The sequence below is a fragment of the Zunongwangia sp. HGR-M22 genome (assembly GCF_027594425.1).
Classification (GTDB): Bacteria; Bacteroidota; Bacteroidia; order Flavobacteriales; family Flavobacteriaceae; genus Zunongwangia.
Map to the genome: position 1 here is coordinate 3,591,052 of NZ_CP115159.1, position 18,413 is coordinate 3,609,464.

The following is an 18,413-nucleotide window of genomic DNA, read 5'->3' on the forward strand; positions in this document are numbered from 1 at the left end:
AAAATTCATTTTTCAAAACCTCATCAACGTATGAAACATCTTTTTTTCTCCTATTTATTTATTTGTAGCTTAAGTTTAGTTAGCCAAAACTTAGCTATATATATCGAAAAAGGGAATACAATAAATAATTTAAAAGATCAGATTGAAAGTCAATCGCCTTATAAATTAGCCTATACTGAAGATCTTAAATCTAAGGTATCCTTTGCAAAATCGTTTAAATATGATGACATAGAAATAGACGAATTAATTCGCAATTTAAACACGCAACTTCCACAGGAATTCAAGCTTCTAGGAAATAATATCACCGTAAAACAACGAATTTCGAATAACAGCCAGAAAGAATTTTTGCTTTCGGGCACTATTTACGATGAAAAAAATGTTCCCCTATTAGGAGCTACTATTAACATCCCAGAACTTAAAAAAGGAACGACATCTAATTTTGATGGTGAGTTTTCTATTATACTTCCGCGAAACACTTATCAAGTAAGTTTTAGTTTTTTAGGCTATCAAACCATTACAAAAACAGTTGATTTAGATCGTGATCGCAATCTAAAAATTCAATTGGAAGAAGAAGGGGAAACATTAAATGAAGTAGTGATCGAACAAAACGGGAAAGCGGTGAATATCAAGAAGCCGCAAATGAGTATGAACAGCCTTACGATGAATGAAATTAAACAAATTCCGGTAGCTATGGGCGAACCCGATCCTTTAAAATCGCTTCTTACGCTTCCTGGGGTTACCAATGCTGGTGAAGGTTCTTCTGGTTTTAATGTTCGCGGTGGTGCTGCCGATCAAAACTTAATCTTACTGGACGATGTTCCTATCTATAGCGATTCGCATTTATTCGGTTTTTTCTCGGTTTTTAATGCGGATGCGGTAAATTCCCTTGATCTTTACAAAGGTGGAATACCTTCTAAATATGGCGGTAGAGTTTCTTCAGTTTTAGATATAAAACAAGCTAACGGAGATTATAAAGATTACAAACTTGAAGGAGGGATTGGATTGATCTCTAGCCACCTCAAAGCCGAAGGACCGATAATTAAGGACAAAGCTTCGTTTATGATCGCAGGTAGATCTTCCTACGCTCATATTTTCTTGAATGATAATTCTGCACAGTTTTATGACTTAAATACAAAACTGAATTACCGCTTAAATAAAAATAACTCACTAAGCTTTTCTGGATATTTTGGAAAAGATCTTTTTGATATTGGCGATAGTTTTGCCACTACATATGGCAACACTATGGGCAAGCTTAATTGGAAACATCGTTTTAATGAAGATATAAATACCGATTTATCGGTTTTTTATAGCGATTATCAATTCAATTTAAATCTTGATAGTCAAAGTTTTTATTGGGAGAGTGCCGTTACAAGCTATGGTTTAAAATATGATTGGAACCATTATCTTTCTGAAGCTATTCAGCTAAATTATGGATTGGAAGCCACTTATTACGAAACTAATCCTGGTACGCTCTTACCTAAAGACGAAAGCTCTGCGATCAATTTTTTACAATTAGATAAAAAATATGCGTTTGAGCCATCTGCTTATATCGATGTAAATCATAAGATTTCTGAAAAACTAAACTTCAGATATGGATTACGTTATAGCATGTTTTATCGCTATGGCCCGCAGGTCGTAAACACTTATGCCAATAACAATCCCGCGATGTACAATCCAGATTTCAACATTTATGAAGATGCTCCAATTATAGGAAGCACCAATTATGATAGTGGCGAAGTAATAAAGGACTTTTCTAATTTAGAACCTCGAGCTGCATTATCTTATGCCTTAAACGACGAAACTTCTTTTAAAGCCAGTTATAATCGCATGGCGCAGTATATGCACATTATTTCCAACAGCCAATCGCCAACTCCGGTAAATATGTGGACGCCTAGTGGACCATTTATCAAACCTCAACTTTTAGATCAATATGCTTTAGGTTATTTTAGAAACTTCAGTAACAAAAAATATTCGTTGGAAACTGAAGCTTTTTATAAAGACATTAAAAACCGTGTTGATTACGTAGATGGGGCAGATCTTATAGGCAATAATAATATTGAACAAGTATTGCTTAGCGGTAAAGCCAGAGCGTACGGGATGGAGTTTTTGTTCAGAAAAAATACAGGAAAACTAAAAGGTTGGCTTTCTTACACCATATCGAGAGCAGAACAACGTACCGAAGGAAACACTCCTGAAGAACCTGGGATTGCAGACGGAGATTGGTACTTTTCTCCATACGATAAATTACACAATTTGAGCTTTGTGGCAAATTATGAGCATACTGAAAAATGGTCTTTTAGTGCTAATTTTTCTTTGCAATCGGGACAACCGGTAACTTATCCTAATGGTTACTATGAGCTGGGAGGCATCCATGTTCCTAATTATTCTAAAAGAAACGAGAATCGTTTACCTACTTATCATCATTTAGATTTGGCTGCCACATACACGCCAAAACCAGATAAGAAAAAAGGCTGGCAAAGTTATTGGGTTTTTAGCTTATATAATGCTTACAACCGCCAAAATGCAGCTTCGATTAGATTTACAACTAACGAAGATACCGGCTTCAACGAAGCTCGACGCCTTTCAATTTTTGGAGCTATCCCTAGTGTTTCTTACAATTTCAAATTTTAATCAGCCATGAAAACTTTATATAAACTCACTCAAAAAATCTGGTTATACGCTATTCTTTGCAGTTTAATCTTTACATTTTATTCCTGCGAAGAAGTAATTGAAGTAGACCTAGAGCCTTCTGACAATCGACTAGTTGTTGATGCTGAAATTTTATGGGAAGCCAATACTCCCGGAAATGTTCAGCAAATTTATCTAAGCCGACTTACAGATTATTACGAAACCGAAACGCAAAAAGTAAGTAATGCTGAAGTTGAAATTAGTAATGCTAACGGTGATATTTTTATTTTTGAAGAGACCGAAGAAGCCGGAACTTACCAATGCAATAATTTTTTACCAGAGCTCAACGACAGCTATCAGTTAGAAGTAATTGTAGATAATGAAACCTATACGGCTACAGAACGTATGATAAGCACTCCTGAAATTACCAGAATTGAACAGTCAGATGATGGTGGTTTTTCAGCTGACAATTATGAAATCACATATTATTTCAATGATCCTGAAGAGGAAGAAAATTATTATTTAGAAACTTATCGAACCGATTTTTTAATCTATCCTGTATATGGAGTTGGTAGTGATAAATTCATAAATGGCAATGAAGTTGACTATGGATTTTCTGATGAAGACCTGGAAGTAGGATCTACAGTTAATACCACTTTTAGAGGCATTTCTGAACAATTTTACGAATACATGAGTCTTATTATACAAAGTACAAGTGGCAATCCCTTTAGCACTCCACCGGCAAACATAAGAGGTAATCTTATCAACAATACAAATGAAGATAATTATGCCTTTGGTTATTTTAGTTTGTCGCAGTCTAGAAGTTTCGATTATACGATCGAATAATTAATATTTTTATTCGCAATCTTAAAATAGTTCAAACGAAGCCTCTCAGTATTTAGAGGCTTCGTTATTTTCAGGAAAACTCTTTAGCAGATTAATTACATCTATGTTTTACTAGTAGCACCTGTTTTAAATTCTGAAGGATTGCTACCGTATTTTTCTTTAAAAATCTTTCTAAAATATTTGATACTACTAAAGCCTACTGCATACGAAGCTTCAGTAACCGAATAGTTTTCACGGTATATAAGATCGGCCGCTTTTCTTATCCTAATATCCCTTATTAATTCGTTGATATTAAAACCTGTTAGCGCTTTAATTTTTCTATAAAGTGGGGTTCTACTCATTCCCATCTTTTTTGCTAGAAACTCGGTATTCACTTTTTTCAAATGATCTGGATCCAAAATAATTTCTTCGATTTTCTTCAAAAACTGTTTTTCAGTTTCGATTAATTTTGAATTTTTTTCCTGACCTATTAATAATTCGGTTTTATCAGATTGTGAAAAATGAATACGTATTTTCTCTCTATTTGCTAACAGACTTTTCACCTGTAGCTTCAACACTTTCGGTTTAAAAGGTTTGGTTATATATAAATCTGCCCCTTCCTGATACCCTGAACTTACACTCTCTGTATTGGATTTGGCTGTTAGCAATATCACCGGGATATGACTAGTTATTGTATCTGCCTTAAGATCGGCACAAAGATCGATACCGTTTTTGATTGGCATCATAACATCAGATATAATAACATCTGGCACATATTTGGTCGCCTTATTTATACCTTCCTGCCCATCTTCTGCAAAAAGCAAATCGTAGGAATTCTTAAAAAGATTCTCTAGAAAAAGGCGAATCTCGGGATTATCATCAATAATCAGCATAATTTTCCTGTTCGCGTCTGCAGAAAGACTCTTTTGATGTTCAGAACTAATAAGCGCTGGAACCTCAGTATCCTCTGCAATTTCTTCAGCTATAATTACTTGCTCTTTATTAGCTAAATCTTTATTTTCAGAAACCAACAATTTTTGTGGAAGACAAAGTGTAAAACTTGTTTTCTCCCCGGGAGTGCTGTTTACTTCAATTGTCCCCTCATGCAACTCTGCGAAGCTCTTCGATAAGGCAAGCCCTATCCCAGTTCCTGTTTTTTGTTGATGATCTGCACGGTAATACCATTCAAAAATATGATTTATTTCTTCAGAGCTGATTCCTTCTCCCTGATTGGTAACTTCGATTTTAAGAGTTGTACCCTCACAATAGACTTCAATTTTTACCGCTGTATTTTTATTGGAGTATTTTAAAGCATTTGATAATATGTTATTGATAATTACCCCGATTTTATCAATATCACAGTTCAGTTTTCTATGATTCGCTATATAATTTAAATGAATTTCGATGTTTTTCTCTTTCGCAAGAGGCTGATAATTTTTTATCCACCTTTTTAAATATTCCTTTAAATCATGATTATTACAGTTTAACTGACTTAAGCCTTCTTCAGATTTTCTAAACTCTAATAGTTTATTGATTGCTTGCTGTAAACTCTTTGCATTTCTTCGAATAAATTTGAGATCGTCACGAGAGTCTTTATGTTTCACTCTTTCTAATAAACTTTCGATAGGCGCAAGAATTAAGGTGAGAGGCGTCTTAAGTTCATGTGAAAAGCCCGTAAAAAATCGAAGTCGCTCTTCGTTAAGCTGATGCTCTAACTGATAGCGCTTTTGTTCTAATGCAATAGAATTTTTGAGTTTTAATCGCTCACTATAGTATCTTGATATTAGATAAATTATTACCAAAATTGAAATAAGGTAAAGCAGATAAGCTGGCCAGGTGCTCCAAAAAGGCGGTATAATCGTAATACCCAATTGTGCTTTGCTTACACTATTTAATCCAGATTTAGTTTTTACAATAAGTTTATAATCTCCGGGAGGAACTTTAGTGAAATTGGCGGTGTTAGCACCATTCGTTTCTATCCAAATATCGCTATACCCATCTAATTTGTAAACGAAATCGGTATTTCTGGCAAACGGAAAATCTAAATTATGAAAGTCTACCGAAAAAGAATTTTCATTATGCGCCAAGGTGATATCATTTTTATAAAAAAGAGAGCTATCTAAAACAGCATCAGGGCTATTTTCAACAGAAACTTTTTCATTTAAAATCTTAAGATTATCAAAATATATTGGCGTATTTTTTTCGTTTTGCCGAATTTCTGACGGATCAAAGAAGTTTAATCCCTTATTTCCGCCGATATAAATTATACCATTTCTAGATTTGCTAATGGCACCAACATTAAATTCTCCTGGCTGTATATTATTTAAAGTTGAAACATTTACAATTTCCCGAGTTTCGATATTATAACGATTGATTCCGCTAAAAGTACTAAGCCAAACATATTGATCGTCTTCTTTAATTATTCCTACAATAGAATTATTACTTAATCCATCTACTTCGGTCACTCGATCAAACGAGTTATTTTCGGTATTTAAATGAACAAGACCTTCATAACGTGTTCCCGCCAAAAGTTGTCCTTCTCCTAAATAAAGTACACTAAAAATAATGTCGCTGGGAAAATCCAAACCATAGTTTACAGCATATCTTACGATTTCTTTTGTTTTTGGATTGTATTTTATAAGTCCAGATCCATAAGTTGCAAGCCATAAATTACCAATATCATCTTCAGAAATATCTCGGATATCAAGCTTTTCTAAATCGGTTACATTTTTAAAATCTCCTATGTTTTCGTCAAACCAAAATAAGCCACCTCTATTTGTACCTACCCATATTTTTTTATTTCTAGCTTCAAAAATGACTCTTACATCACTACCATCGGCTGGAGATCCTTGTAAATAGTTCTTAAACTGAGCATTTTTATAAAGATTTATACCACCTCGAAAGGTCCCTATCCACAAACGTTCCTGAGAGTCTTCAAGCAAGGACAAAATATAATTGCTACTTAGGCTATTTTTAGAATTATTTTTTGAAAAATGATCGAATCTTTGGCTAACGGGATCAAAATAATCGAGACCTCCCCCATCGGTTCCCACCCAAACTCCTTCAGATTTAGAGATCGCAATTGCGCCCACTCTATCATGACTTAAACTCTGATTATTATTATCTATATGTTTCCTGAACTGAACAATTTCACCAGATGTTTGGACAAAATTAATTCCAGTGGAAGTTCCTATCCACATGTTTTTATCGCTATCTAGAAAAAGAGAGGAAACAGTACGATTAGTAACGCTATTTTCATCTTCAGACGGCAAATACCAGTCGACTTTTAAAATTTTATTTTCACCAATACTATTGATATTCAATAAATTAAGCCCTCCATTTCTGGTGCCAATCCACATAAAACCATTTTCATCTTCCTGAAAACATAAAATATCACTATCACTCAAGCCTTCTTGTGGATTAACAGCTTTGTTAATGCGAATAATTTTATTTTTGTTAGTAAGTATTACTAAGCCATTTCGAGTTCCTATCCATATATTATTGTCACTATCTTTATAAAGACTGTTAATAGCTCTAAGATCAAAAATATTGGCTTCTACGGTATTCGTATTTAGGTCTATTCTATTAAGACCATTATCAAAAGTTCCAACAAATAAGCTATTCTCTATCTGAATGATTGAAGAAATTTCTTTGGATGATAAATTACTATTCAATTTTGAATTAACACTAAACAATTCTTCGGAAGAAGACAACCACTGCAAACCACCTCTGTAAACTCCCAAAGCTATACTGTCGCCTGCTAACTTTCTAATCGCACTTATACTATTACCTAATAGGCTGTCCTTTTCTTCGTTATAGACAGCCATAGATTCATTTTTATTATCATAAATAGACAAACCTCCATCGGTACCTATATAAATTTTACTACCAACTACCTCAATGCTCTGCACATAATTATTTGATAAATTATAATTAGGTTTGCCGCTTTTAAAAATTTTAAAATCTGTCCCGTTATAACGATTAAGTCCGTCACTTGTTGCTATCCAAATAAAACCAAGAGAATCTTGCGTTATATCATTAACAAAATTACTAGAGAGCCCATCCTCTGTATTAATTTCATAAAAATGTAAAGATTCCAATTTTTGTGCTAAAACTGGGTTACAAAATGCAATTATAGCTGTGAGATTGATTAATAAAAAAACAGACTTACAAATTCTCATTAAGTAATAGATATTGTTATTGATTATACAAATTCAAGCGCTAAAAATAAGCAAAATAGCATATTGAGTCATTTTAAACCACTCATTAAGTCAATTAGTACCCGATACAATCCTTATAAAATTAAGAAAATTGTAACAATGAAAACTGACGAAATCGTTTTCAACATAGTTCGGCTTGCAAATCTAACTTTTTTTAAAAATTAACTAAAATCAAAATGTATGTTTACATTTCTACTCAATCTGGGAAAATCTAAACCCAATATGTTATTGCTCTTTTTGATTATGGGTTCTTCACTTATTGCCCAGCAGAAAGAAATCACAGGAGAAATTCTGGATGACACTGGCTTACCGCTACCAGGAGCTACAGTTCTAATTAAAGGCACATCAAATGGAACAGTCACTAATTTGGATGGAGAATTTTCTCTAGAAGTTGCAGATCCTGAGAATGCAATTTTGGTAGTTTCTTTTGTGAGCTTCCAAACTAAAGAAATTAAAATTGGAGAAAAAAATTTCTTCTCTGTAACATTACTTAATGATACCGAAGCTTTAAATGAAGTAGTTGTTGTAGGTTATGGTACAAAGAAGAGAAAGGATGTTACCGGAGCTATTAGTACAATACAATCTGATGACATTTCGCGAACTACATCGACGACCACATCAGGAGCTTTAGCTGGTAAGATTCAAGGGGTTTCGGTACGCGCGCAAGACGCAAGACCAGGAAGAGGAGCTCGATTAGAGATTAGAAACTTAGGCAATCCACTGTATGTTATAGACGGTGTTCCTTATGGTGGTGACAATGGACGAGATTGGCTTCAATCGACAGGTAATTCAGGAAACGATATGTTTAACTCATTAAATCCTGAAGATATTGAAAGTATAACGATATTAAAGGATGCTTCGGCTGCCGTTTATGGTCTGCGTGCCTCCAATGGTGTAGTTCTCGTTACCACTAAAAAAGGTAAAAAAAATGATGAACCTAAAATTAATATTAATGGTTATTACGGTTGGCAAAATCTAACTAGGTTTCCTGAGCTAGCTAATGCCTCTCAATATACTAGAGCATTGGTAGAAGCTGCCCAAAACGAAGGTAGGGATCCTAGTACCGTTTACACTCCAGAGGAGTTACAAAAATGGCAACAAGGTACAGAGCCTGGTTATCAAAGTTATGATTATTATGACTTTTTAATGAGGGACAATGTTCCACAAAGTCACATTAATGCGAGTGTTTCGGGAGGAACCGATAAAACAAATTATTATTTATCCTTAGCAAATACACGCCAAGACGCTTTACTGGATGATTTTGCTTACGAGCGAACAAACTTACAAGCTAACATAGAGTCCAAGATAGCGAAGCGATTTACAGTTGGAACCCAAATTAGTGGACGTTTAGAAGAAACCAAAGATGTTGGTCTGCCAGGTGGTGATGGTTATTTTGCCGCAATTTTAGGGTTATTCAGTAATATTCCTACCACTCCTCCATATGTCAACAATAATCCTGAATATCCTAATCAAACGCGTGATTACTCAAGAAATCCGGCACTGTTTGATAGAGATATAGTAGGTTATAAAGATAACTTTGCACGAAATCTAAACATCAACCTGTATGCTGAGTATGAATTTGATTTTGGCTTAAAAGTTAGAGGAACACATTCCTATAATTTTGGCAACAACAAATTTGACGGCTTTCAATATTCATACGACGTTTTTACATACAATGAGGCAAATGACTCTTATAATGCAACTGGCGGTGCAGAAAATGGATGGCGTTATCAAGCTGAAAGAGAAGATATAAGTACTTTTTCACAGATAAAATTGGACTATGCTAAAACCATAGAAAAACATACATTTTCAGTAATGGCTGCCTATGAGCGAAATGATTTTGAACAGGATTTCCAACAAATAGGGACCAATCCTACCAATAACTATTTACCATTATTAGAATTCGATCAAATTAATTCTTTCGATGACGGATGGAGCTACCAGGCAAGAGCAGGATACATAGGTAAATTAAACTACAGTTACGACAATAAATATATAGTTGAACTTCTTGGTCGTTATGATGCCTCGTACTTATATCCAGAAGATGATCGATGGGGTTTTTTCCCTGGAGTTTCTCTTGGATGGCGTATATCTGATGAGAAATTTTTCGAGCCGCTAGCAGGAATCGTGGATGATCTAAAAATAAGAGCCTCTACTGGTCAAACAGGAATTGAAATGAATGTTGAAATGTTTGACTATTTACAAGGTTATAATTGGAACAACGGCAGTGCTGTTTTAAACGGAAATTATACAACAGGATTGCGTCCTAGAGCTCTCCCTATTGAGAACCTATCATGGGCTACCAATACAAATTCTAATATTGGTATAGATCTTACCATGTTTAATAACAAATTGAGTATTACAGGAGACATATTTAGAATAAGAAGAACAGAAATTCCAGGCCCAAAATACGATGTATTACTTCCTAGTGAAGTAGGTTATAATCTTCCTAACGAAAATCTTAGAGAAAATGAAAATGGATACAACGGTGGTGAAGCTATAGTAACTTATAAAAACTCAATCAACGAGTTCAATTATTCAGTAAGTGGAAATTTCACTTATTCAAGATTTAAAAGTGTTTCTACTTACAAACCACGCTTTGGTAATTCCTATAATGAATATAGAAATTCTGCAGAAGAACGCTGGGGCGGTATATGGTGGGGTTATCAAGTGGAAGGTCGTTTCGAGTCTGAAGAACAGATCAGAAATTACGATGTAAACATTGATGGTCAAAATAATAATACTCTGCTTCCTGGAGATTTTATTTATAAGGATGTAAATGAGGATGGTGTTATCAACTGGATGGATGAAAGACCAATAGGTTACCCTAGTGATTGGGCACCAATCATTTCGTACGGTGGTACTTTTGCGATGGACTGGAAAAACATAGATCTTACGATAGATCTAGCGGGAGCAACAATGCAATCATGGTTTCAAAATTATGAATTAAGAAATCCCCTTCATGCAGGTGGTAATTCACCAGCCTATCTATTAGAGGATCGTTGGCACAGAGCAGATCCCTATAACCCAGAAAGTGAATGGATTCCTGGACGTTATCCAGCCATTAGAAACGGTAACGTAGGTCCTAACGGTCGAAATAGTGATTTTTGGTTAACTAATGTTTGGTTCTTAAGATTGAGAAATATTGAACTAGGATATACATTACCGAAAAGCCTTGTTTCCAAAGTTAATGCAGATCGACTTAGAGTTTATGTAACTGGCTCAAATCTTGCCTCTTTTGATAATGTAAACGGATTTGGAATAGATCCTGAAATATCAGCAAGCGGATCAGTAGTATATCCACAGCAAAGAACTATAGTTGTTGGAGTAAACCTTTCACTTTAGTAAAATTTATAAAAAAACATTATGAAATATACAATCTTACGCATCTTACTTCTTACATGTTTTATAAGCATTTTAAGCTGTAACCATAATGAATATTTACAGCGTGATCCAAAAAATATAATTGGTGATGAGCAATTATGGAATGACCCAGAGTTAATTAAATCCCTAATGGCAAATTATTATGATCGTTTGCCAAGCCTCCACGGGGTATTTAATGATGGTGGGATGACCGAGATGGATAATGCTATGTGGTCTGGGCATTTTGATTCTAACTGGCGCAATGATTTTCAGTATGGTGACGATTATGGTAGATACTGGGACTATGGCTTTATAAGGGATATTAATCTTGCTTTAGATAATTTAGAAGAGTATAGTACTGAAATAGATGAAGATCAAAAAAATCTTTTTAATGCTGAATTAAGATTTATAAGAGCTTTTGTTTATTTTGAATTAGTAAAGCGTATGGGAGGTGTGCCCATAGTTACCGAGCAACTTATATATGATTTCAATGGTGATCCCGAATATTTACAAATCCCGAGAGCGAAAGAAGCTGAAGTTTACGATTTCATTTATCAAGAATTAGAGGATATTAAAGATAATCTTGCAAGTAACAACGGCAGTAAAACCAGAGCTAATACTTTTATTGCACTGGCTTTAGAAAGCAGAGCTATGCTTTATGCCGGGTCAATTGCAAAGTATAATAATTTAATGGACTCTCCTATAACCCTTCCGGGTGAAGAAGTTGGAATTCCGGCAGGGAGAGCTACTGAATTTTATAACAGATCTTTAACAGCTTCACAAGAAATTCTACAAAATGGAAACTACACCCTTTATGATGAGAATCCCGATAGAGGAATGAATTTCTATGAGATGCTTATGGATAAAAATAGTAACGAAATAATTTTTGCTAAAGATTTCGTTACTGAATTAAAGCCTCATCGCTTTACTTTCTTGAATATACCAAGAAGTTTATCAGAAGATAATGAATTCCATACTAACGTAACACCTTCATTAAATCTAGTTGAAAGCTTCGATTATTTGGATGGTAGCGACGGAGAACTAAATTTTCATGATGCAAATGGAGATCCAATAGTATACGATGAACTTACCGGAATCTTTGAAAATAAAGATGCTAGATTGTATGGTACTGTAATTTATCCAGGAACTACATTTAAAAGTGCTCCAGTCGAAATGCAAGCGGGAGTTGCGGTATGGGACGGCACAGGTTATTCCTATCAATCTTCACAAAACTTAGGAGAAAATTATAGTGATGGTGACTTATGGACGGGTGCCGATGGTCCTCAAGACAATGCACAAAATGTAAGCAACTCTGGTTTTTACTTAAGAAAATTTTTAAGCAATGCTTCTGGAGCGAGTCTTAGAGGTGTAGCTGCTGAAAATTGGTGGCCTTGGTTTCGTTTAGGGGAGATTTATTTAAATGCAGCTGAAGCTTCTTTTGAAATAGGCCAGATGGATATTGCTACTAATTATGTAAATACTATTAGAAAACGTGCAGGATTCCCAGAAAATAGTATAGAGAATATCACTATCGAAGATATTCGAAATGAACGTCGTGTTGAATTAGCTTTTGAAGACCACCGCTTTTTCGATCTAAAAAGATGGAGAATTGCTCATGAAATTTGGAATGGCGACGAAAATAGTGAACAGGCAGTGGTATATGGTCTTTACCCTTACCGCGTTGTACGTCCTGGACATCCCGATAACAACAAATATATTTACAATAAACTTAGACCAACAAGGTTCAGAAGAGCGCGTCTCTTCCGCTTAGCAAATTATTACTCTTCTATAGATCAAGGAGTACTCAATAATAATCCAAAGTTGGTAAGAAACCCTTTTCACTAGATTTTAATTAATTATTGAAAATTATTCTGAAATGAAAAAACGAATTATATATACATTATCGCTTATTAGTATTAGTTTTCTTAGTTGCGAAAAAGATAACTTTGATGCGCCGGGAGCGATGTTAGAAGGCCAGATTATGTATCAGGATCTTCCAATATCTGTAAGAACAAATAGTGCCGAATTAGAATTATGGCAAGATGGTTACGCTTTAAATGAATTTATCCCTGTGTTTATTGCACAGGATGGAACCTATTCTGTTTCGCTCTTTGATGGCGAATACAAAATGGTAAGAAAAGGTGGCGATCCATGGTTACCACAACTAAACGATACCATAGTAGTTCAGGTAAATGGAAATACGCAATTAGATGTACCTGTTACACCTTATGTGACTATTACTAATGAAAGTTTTCAATTGAACGGACAACAGCTAAATTCCAGTTTTCAAATAAATCAAATTGTAGAAAACAGTGAGATACAAGAAGTACTTGTAATCCTAGATAATTCTATTCTCCTTGATAAAAATATTAATACAGCTACAAAAGCAGTAAACTTAGCAGATTTCGACTTTGATGATAATATTTCAGTTGATATGGAAATCCCTGAAAACCTAAGAAACGAAGACTATATTTTTGTACGTATTGGAGCAAGGTCCTCGATGTCGAATGAACTTATTTATACCAATGTGCAAAAGATTGAACTATAATTTATTCATATTTTTTTCTATACTACAGCTTTCAGCTATAAGTCAGACGAATAACTTAATGCTAGACACGTCTGTAACCTATCAGACTATAGATAATTTTGGTGCTTCAGATGCCTGGTCAACACAGTTTGTAGGATTATGGCCAGAAGAAAAAAAAGAAAAAATCGCCTCTTTACTTTTTAGTAAGGAGGTCGATTTTGAAGGTAATCCAGAAGGTATTGGTTTATCCCTATGGCGTTTTAATCTTGGTGCAGGCAGTACAAATAACGATAATATTCAGGATGAATGGAGAAAAGCTGAATCTTTTTTGCAGGAAAATGGAGGGTACGACTGGGATAAGCAAAAAGGCCAAGTATGGTTTGCCAAAAAAGCGCAAGAATTTGGTGTAGATGATTTTCTTATTTTTTCTAATAGTCCGCCGGTAATGTTTACCAAAAACCAAAAAGCTTATACTGCTTCTGGGAAGATAGCTAATTTGGCTGAGGATAAATTTGCGAAGTACGCAGGTTTTCTTGCAAATTCTATAGAGGGATTAGAGAAAATGGGATTAAAAGTAGATTATATAAGCCCCATAAACGAACCTCAATGGGATTGGGAAGATGGCACCCAGGAAGGCACTCCTTTTTGGAATGATCAGATTGCAAATTTGGCGAAGTCTTTAGATTCAGAATTAGAAAAAAAAGGAATAGAAACTAAAATTGATCTTGCTGAAGCGGCACAAATCAATTATCTTTTTGAAGATGATAATAAACCGGGAAGAGGCAGCCAGATTTATGAGTTTTTCAATCCAGATTCGCAAAATTATATAGGCGATTTATCGAATATTAGCCAAACGATATCTGGGCATAGTTATTTTACTACTTCTCCAGAATCTAAATTGATAAATGAGCGTGAAGCTTTAGCAGAAAATCTTAAAAATTACCATTCTCTGAAATATTGGATGTCAGAATACTGCATCCTTGGTGATAACGATGGTGAAATAAACGGTAATGGTCGTGATTTAGGTATCGAACCCGCATTATATATGGCTAAGGTGATACATAATGATATAACTGTTGCTCAAGCTTCTGCCTGGCACTGGTGGTTAGCGATTTCGCCTTATGATTATAAAGACGGACTTATTTATATTGACAAGAACAAGAAAGGCGGTAATTTTTATGAAAGTAAAATGCTGTGGGCTTTGGGAAATTATAGCCGGTTCATAAGACCAGGAAGCAAAAGAATAAAGATTTCTGTAGCTGATAAAAGCAATACTCTTTTATGCTCAGCCTATTTAAATAAAAATAAAGATGAAATTATTACGGTGATCGTTAATAATGGAGCAAAAAATGAATTGTTAACTCTTAGCTCAGCAAATAGTTCTATGGAAAACCTGAAAACTTACACAACCTCTTCAGATAGCAACTTGGCTTTTGAAGAAGTTTTAGGTTCACAAGTAGAAATCCCTAAGAAATCTATAGTAACTATAATTCAGAATATTAAAAGTTAGTCGAAAAAACCAAACCCCAATGAAAAAAACTATTTTCAATCTAATATTTGCGGTATTTGTAACCGCTACCTATGCTCAGCAAAACGAGTGGGAAGACCCTACAACTTTAGATCGAAACAAACTAGAAGGGCGTAGTGATTTCGTGCTATATTCTTCCGCTTCTAAAGCTTTAAAAAATGAACCGAAATCATCCGATTTATACCAAAGTTTAAATGGAACCTGGAAATTTAATATCGTTCAACATCCTAGTGAACGACCTTTAGATTTTTATAAAAAAAATTTTAACGATAAGGATTGGGATAATATCACAGTACCATCTAATTGGGAACTGGAAGGTTTCGATTTTCCCATCTATACCAATATCACCTATCCACATCCTAAAAATCCGCCTTACATCGGATTTCCTTCGGAAGAAAAAACCGAAAGTGGAGAAACGATCAATAAAAACTCGAAAGATGGCGATGAAGAAATTTATAATCCGGTAGGTACGTATCGCAGAACTTTTACTGTTCCGCAGCAGTGGGAAGATCATGAAGTTATCCTTCGTTTTGGATCAATTTCGGGTTATGCTCGAATTTTTGTGAACGGTAAAGAAGCGGGAATGACCAAAGCTTCTAAAACGCCGGCTGAATTTGATATTACTGAATTTTTAAAAGATGGCGAAAATGTATTAGCTGTTCAGATTTTTAGATGGCACGATGGTAGTTATCTGGAAGATCAGGATTTTTGGCGTTTAAGCGGACTTGAACGTGATGTGTATTTACAGGCCATTCCTAAAACTACGATCTGGGATTATTTTGTAACCAGTGGCTTAAGCCAAGACTATCAGAATGGTGAGTTGAACGTGAATGTTAAACTGAAAGAATTTGATAAAGGAAGCATCAAAAAGCCAAAAGTGAAATTCACATTAATGGATCCTTCTGGTAAAGAAGTCTATGCTGAAACTAAAACATTAGATAAAAAAGCTACGGAAGTAAGCTTTAGTAAAAATCTTGCTGAGGTTGAAAAATGGAGCAATGAATTTCCAAATCTTTATCAATATTCGATTGCTTTATTAGATAAAAAAGACAATGAAGTTGCCGCGCTTGCTGGTAGAACTGGTTTCCGTGAAGTGGAAATCAAAAATGCGCAGCTGATGGTAAATGGACAGGCAATTACGGTAAATGGAGTGAATTTACACGAACATCATCCCGATAAAGGGCATACGCCAGATCGTGAAATGATGCGTAAGGATATTGAGGTGATGCAAAAGAACAACGTCAATGCAATCCGAATGAGTCATTATCCACATGATTCTTATATCTACGAATTGGCTGATGAATACGGAATGTATGTTGTTGATGAGGCAAACATAGAAACACACGGAATGGGCGTAGCTTTCAATAAAGATTTGGACACAACAATACATCCTGCTTATCTTAAAGAATGGGCGCCTGCACATTTAGACCGAATTAAAAGGATGGTCGAGTTTCATAAAAATCACCCCTCTATTATAATTTGGTCTTTAGGAAATGAAAACGGAAATGGACAAGTGTTTTACGATGCATTCGATTGGATCAAAGAACGTGATAGAACACGCAAAGTTCAGTTTGAGCAAGCAGGTGAAAATCGAAATACAGATATCGTTTGCCCCATGTATCCAAGTATCGAGCATATGATAAATTATGCTGAAGATGAGACTAAAAAACGTCCTTTTATTATGTGTGAATATTCTCATGCAATGGGGAATAGTAACGGAAATTTTCAGGAATATTGGGATATTATCGATAACAGCGATCATATGCAAGGCGGATTTATCTGGGATTGGGTAGACCAGGGATTACGAACAGAAACCGAAGATGGACGTGAGTTTTGGGCTTATGGTGGCGATCTTGGCGCCGGGCATTTGCAAAACGATCAAAACTTTAATGCAAACGGATTGGTGAGTGCAGATCGTGAACCTCACCCGGCTTTAGAGGAAGTTAAAAAAGTATATCAAAATATTGAATTTGACTTAGATAAAAATGAACTTTCGATAAAAAACAAGTTCAATTTCACGAATTTGGATGCTTTCGATTTCAAATGGGAATTGCTTGCTGATGGAGAATTAATACAATCTGAAAAATTCAATATTGAAGTAGCTCCAAATACTTCAAAATCGATTTCTGTGAATTTACCAGAACTTCAGGATAAAGAATATTTCCTAAGTGTATACGCTTATACTAAAAAGACGAAAGCAATGGTTCCTGCGGGGCACGAAATTGCCAGAGAACAATTCAAAATTGGTGAGAATACATTTTTTACTGAAACCAAAACTGAAACTTCTGGTAAGTTAAAAGTTAAAAAGAAAGGTGATAAACTTCAATTTTCAAATGATATGGTGGAAGGTGTTTTTAATACTGAAACCGGAAGCTTTGAAGCCTATCATTTAAAAGGCAGTGAAAAATCACCAATATCAGTATTTCCACAGCCATATTTTTGGAGAGCGCCTACCGATAATGATTTTGGTAATCACATGCCACAAAGATTAAAAGCCTGGAAAGAGGCGACGCATAATTCAGAAGTGACAAATGTTGAGGTTGCTAAAAAAGCAAAAGACGGTCAGTTAATTACAGTGACGTATCAGTTAGCCGGTGTTGACGTACCTTATATCGTAGAATATTTTATAGAAAACAACGGAGACATTAAAGTTACCGCTACTTTGGATAGCGAAAAAGATCTTCCCGAACTTCCACGTTTTGGAATGCGAATAATTTTACCGGGCGATTATGAAAATTTAGAATATTACGGTCGTGGTCCATGGGAAAATTATTCAGACAGGAATACTTCAGCGTTTTTAGGAATCTATGAAGACAAAGTTGAAAATCAGTTTACCTGGGGCTATATTCGTCCGCAAGAGGCTGGTTACAAAACTGACGCGCGTTGGATTAAGCTTCAAAATAAAAATGGAAAAGGTTTAAAAATCATTGGTGAACAGCCATTAGGATTTAGTGCTTTAAACATTGCTACCGAAGATTTAGATTCGGGAGAGGAAAAAGCACAACGCCATACCACCGATATCAAAGTTCAGGACAAGGTGTTTTTACATGTCGATTATAAGCAACGTGGTTTAGGTGGTGATGATTCGTGGGGACGTTATCCACATAAAAAATATCGTTTAGAGGAGAATAAATATAGTTATTCTTATATCATTTCTCTATTGAATAATGATGTAAACTAGCTCAAGGTAAGGCTTGGAGCCTGTAATCTCGATTATCGAGTAAGTTATAAGTGTGAGTTGAAACTATCCTTAGGTCTTTATACGCCTGAGGGTAGTTTTGTATTGTTACTCTAATTTTAAAACAACCTAGCATTCTATTTT

At 35.0% G+C, this 18,413-nt stretch carries 8 protein-coding genes; 7 read left to right on the forward strand and 1 reads right to left on the reverse strand.

Annotated features, from left to right (window positions below; all coding sequences use genetic code 11):
* The first annotated feature begins 30 nt into the window (after positions 1-30).
* Both PBT91_RS15610 and PBT91_RS15615 read left to right on the forward strand, forming a co-directional pair.
* Positions 31-2,631: a TonB-dependent receptor gene (locus PBT91_RS15610; protein ID WP_270059387.1), complete on the forward strand. Its 2,601-nt coding sequence runs from the start codon at positions 31-33 to the stop codon at positions 2,629-2,631.
* Between the two features lie 6 nt (positions 2,632-2,637).
* Positions 2,638-3,474: a DUF4249 domain-containing protein gene (locus PBT91_RS15615; RefSeq protein WP_270059388.1), complete on the forward strand. Its 837-nt coding sequence runs from the start codon at positions 2,638-2,640 to the stop codon at positions 3,472-3,474.
* Positions 3,475-3,575: 101 nt separating this feature from the next.
* Here PBT91_RS15615 and PBT91_RS15620 read toward each other — a convergent pair whose 3' ends face one another.
* The gene (locus tag PBT91_RS15620; protein WP_270059389.1) at positions 3,576-7,553 is read right to left on the reverse strand and encodes a two-component regulator propeller domain-containing protein; all 3,978 of its coding nucleotides are present in this window, start codon (positions 7,551-7,553) and stop codon (positions 3,576-3,578) included.
* A gap of 300 nt (positions 7,554-7,853) precedes the next feature.
* On the opposite strand from PBT91_RS15620, the gene PBT91_RS15625 reads away from it, so the two are divergent.
* Genes PBT91_RS15625 through PBT91_RS15645 form a run of 5 tightly spaced genes read left to right on the forward strand, consistent with a single transcriptional unit; the run spans position 7,854 to position 18,272 of the window.
* Positions 7,854-11,018 (forward strand): SusC/RagA family TonB-linked outer membrane protein, encoded by a 3,165-nt coding sequence (locus tag PBT91_RS15625; protein ID WP_270059390.1) that lies wholly within the window; start codon positions 7,854-7,856, stop codon positions 11,016-11,018.
* Positions 11,019-11,039: 21 nt separating this feature from the next.
* Positions 11,040-12,881 (forward strand): RagB/SusD family nutrient uptake outer membrane protein, encoded by a 1,842-nt coding sequence (locus tag PBT91_RS15630; RefSeq protein WP_270059391.1) that lies wholly within the window; start codon positions 11,040-11,042, stop codon positions 12,879-12,881.
* Positions 12,882-12,912: 31 nt separating this feature from the next.
* Positions 12,913-13,584, forward strand: a complete 672-nt coding sequence (locus PBT91_RS15635) for a DUF3823 domain-containing protein (protein WP_270059392.1) — start codon at positions 12,913-12,915, stop codon at positions 13,582-13,584.
* A gap of 58 nt (positions 13,585-13,642) precedes the next feature.
* Positions 13,643-15,073 (forward strand): glycoside hydrolase, encoded by a 1,431-nt coding sequence (locus PBT91_RS15640; protein ID WP_270059393.1) that lies wholly within the window; start codon positions 13,643-13,645, stop codon positions 15,071-15,073.
* A gap of 19 nt (positions 15,074-15,092) precedes the next feature.
* Complete coding sequence (locus PBT91_RS15645; protein WP_270059394.1) at positions 15,093-18,272, forward strand: glycoside hydrolase family 2 TIM barrel-domain containing protein; 3,180 nt, start codon at positions 15,093-15,095, stop codon at positions 18,270-18,272.
* Positions 18,273-18,413 lie beyond the last annotated feature (141 nt).

Bases quoted from the DNA above. Each gene is read 5' to 3' on its own strand.
- PBT91_RS15645 (WP_270059394.1), top strand. From the start codon at position 15,093: ATGAAAAAAACTATTTTCAATCTAATATTTGCGGTATTTGTAACCGCT.
- PBT91_RS15625 (WP_270059390.1), top strand. From the start codon at position 7,854: ATGTTTACATTTCTACTCAATCTGGGAAAATCTAAACCCAATATGTTA.
- PBT91_RS15640 (WP_270059393.1), top strand. From the start codon at position 13,643: ATGCTAGACACGTCTGTAACCTATCAGACTATAGATAATTTTGGTGCT.
- PBT91_RS15630 (WP_270059391.1), top strand. From the start codon at position 11,040: ATGAAATATACAATCTTACGCATCTTACTTCTTACATGTTTTATAAGC.
- PBT91_RS15635 (WP_270059392.1), top strand. From the start codon at position 12,913: ATGAAAAAACGAATTATATATACATTATCGCTTATTAGTATTAGTTTT.
- PBT91_RS15610 (WP_270059387.1), top strand. From the start codon at position 31: ATGAAACATCTTTTTTTCTCCTATTTATTTATTTGTAGCTTAAGTTTA.
- PBT91_RS15615 (WP_270059388.1), top strand. From the start codon at position 2,638: ATGAAAACTTTATATAAACTCACTCAAAAAATCTGGTTATACGCTATT.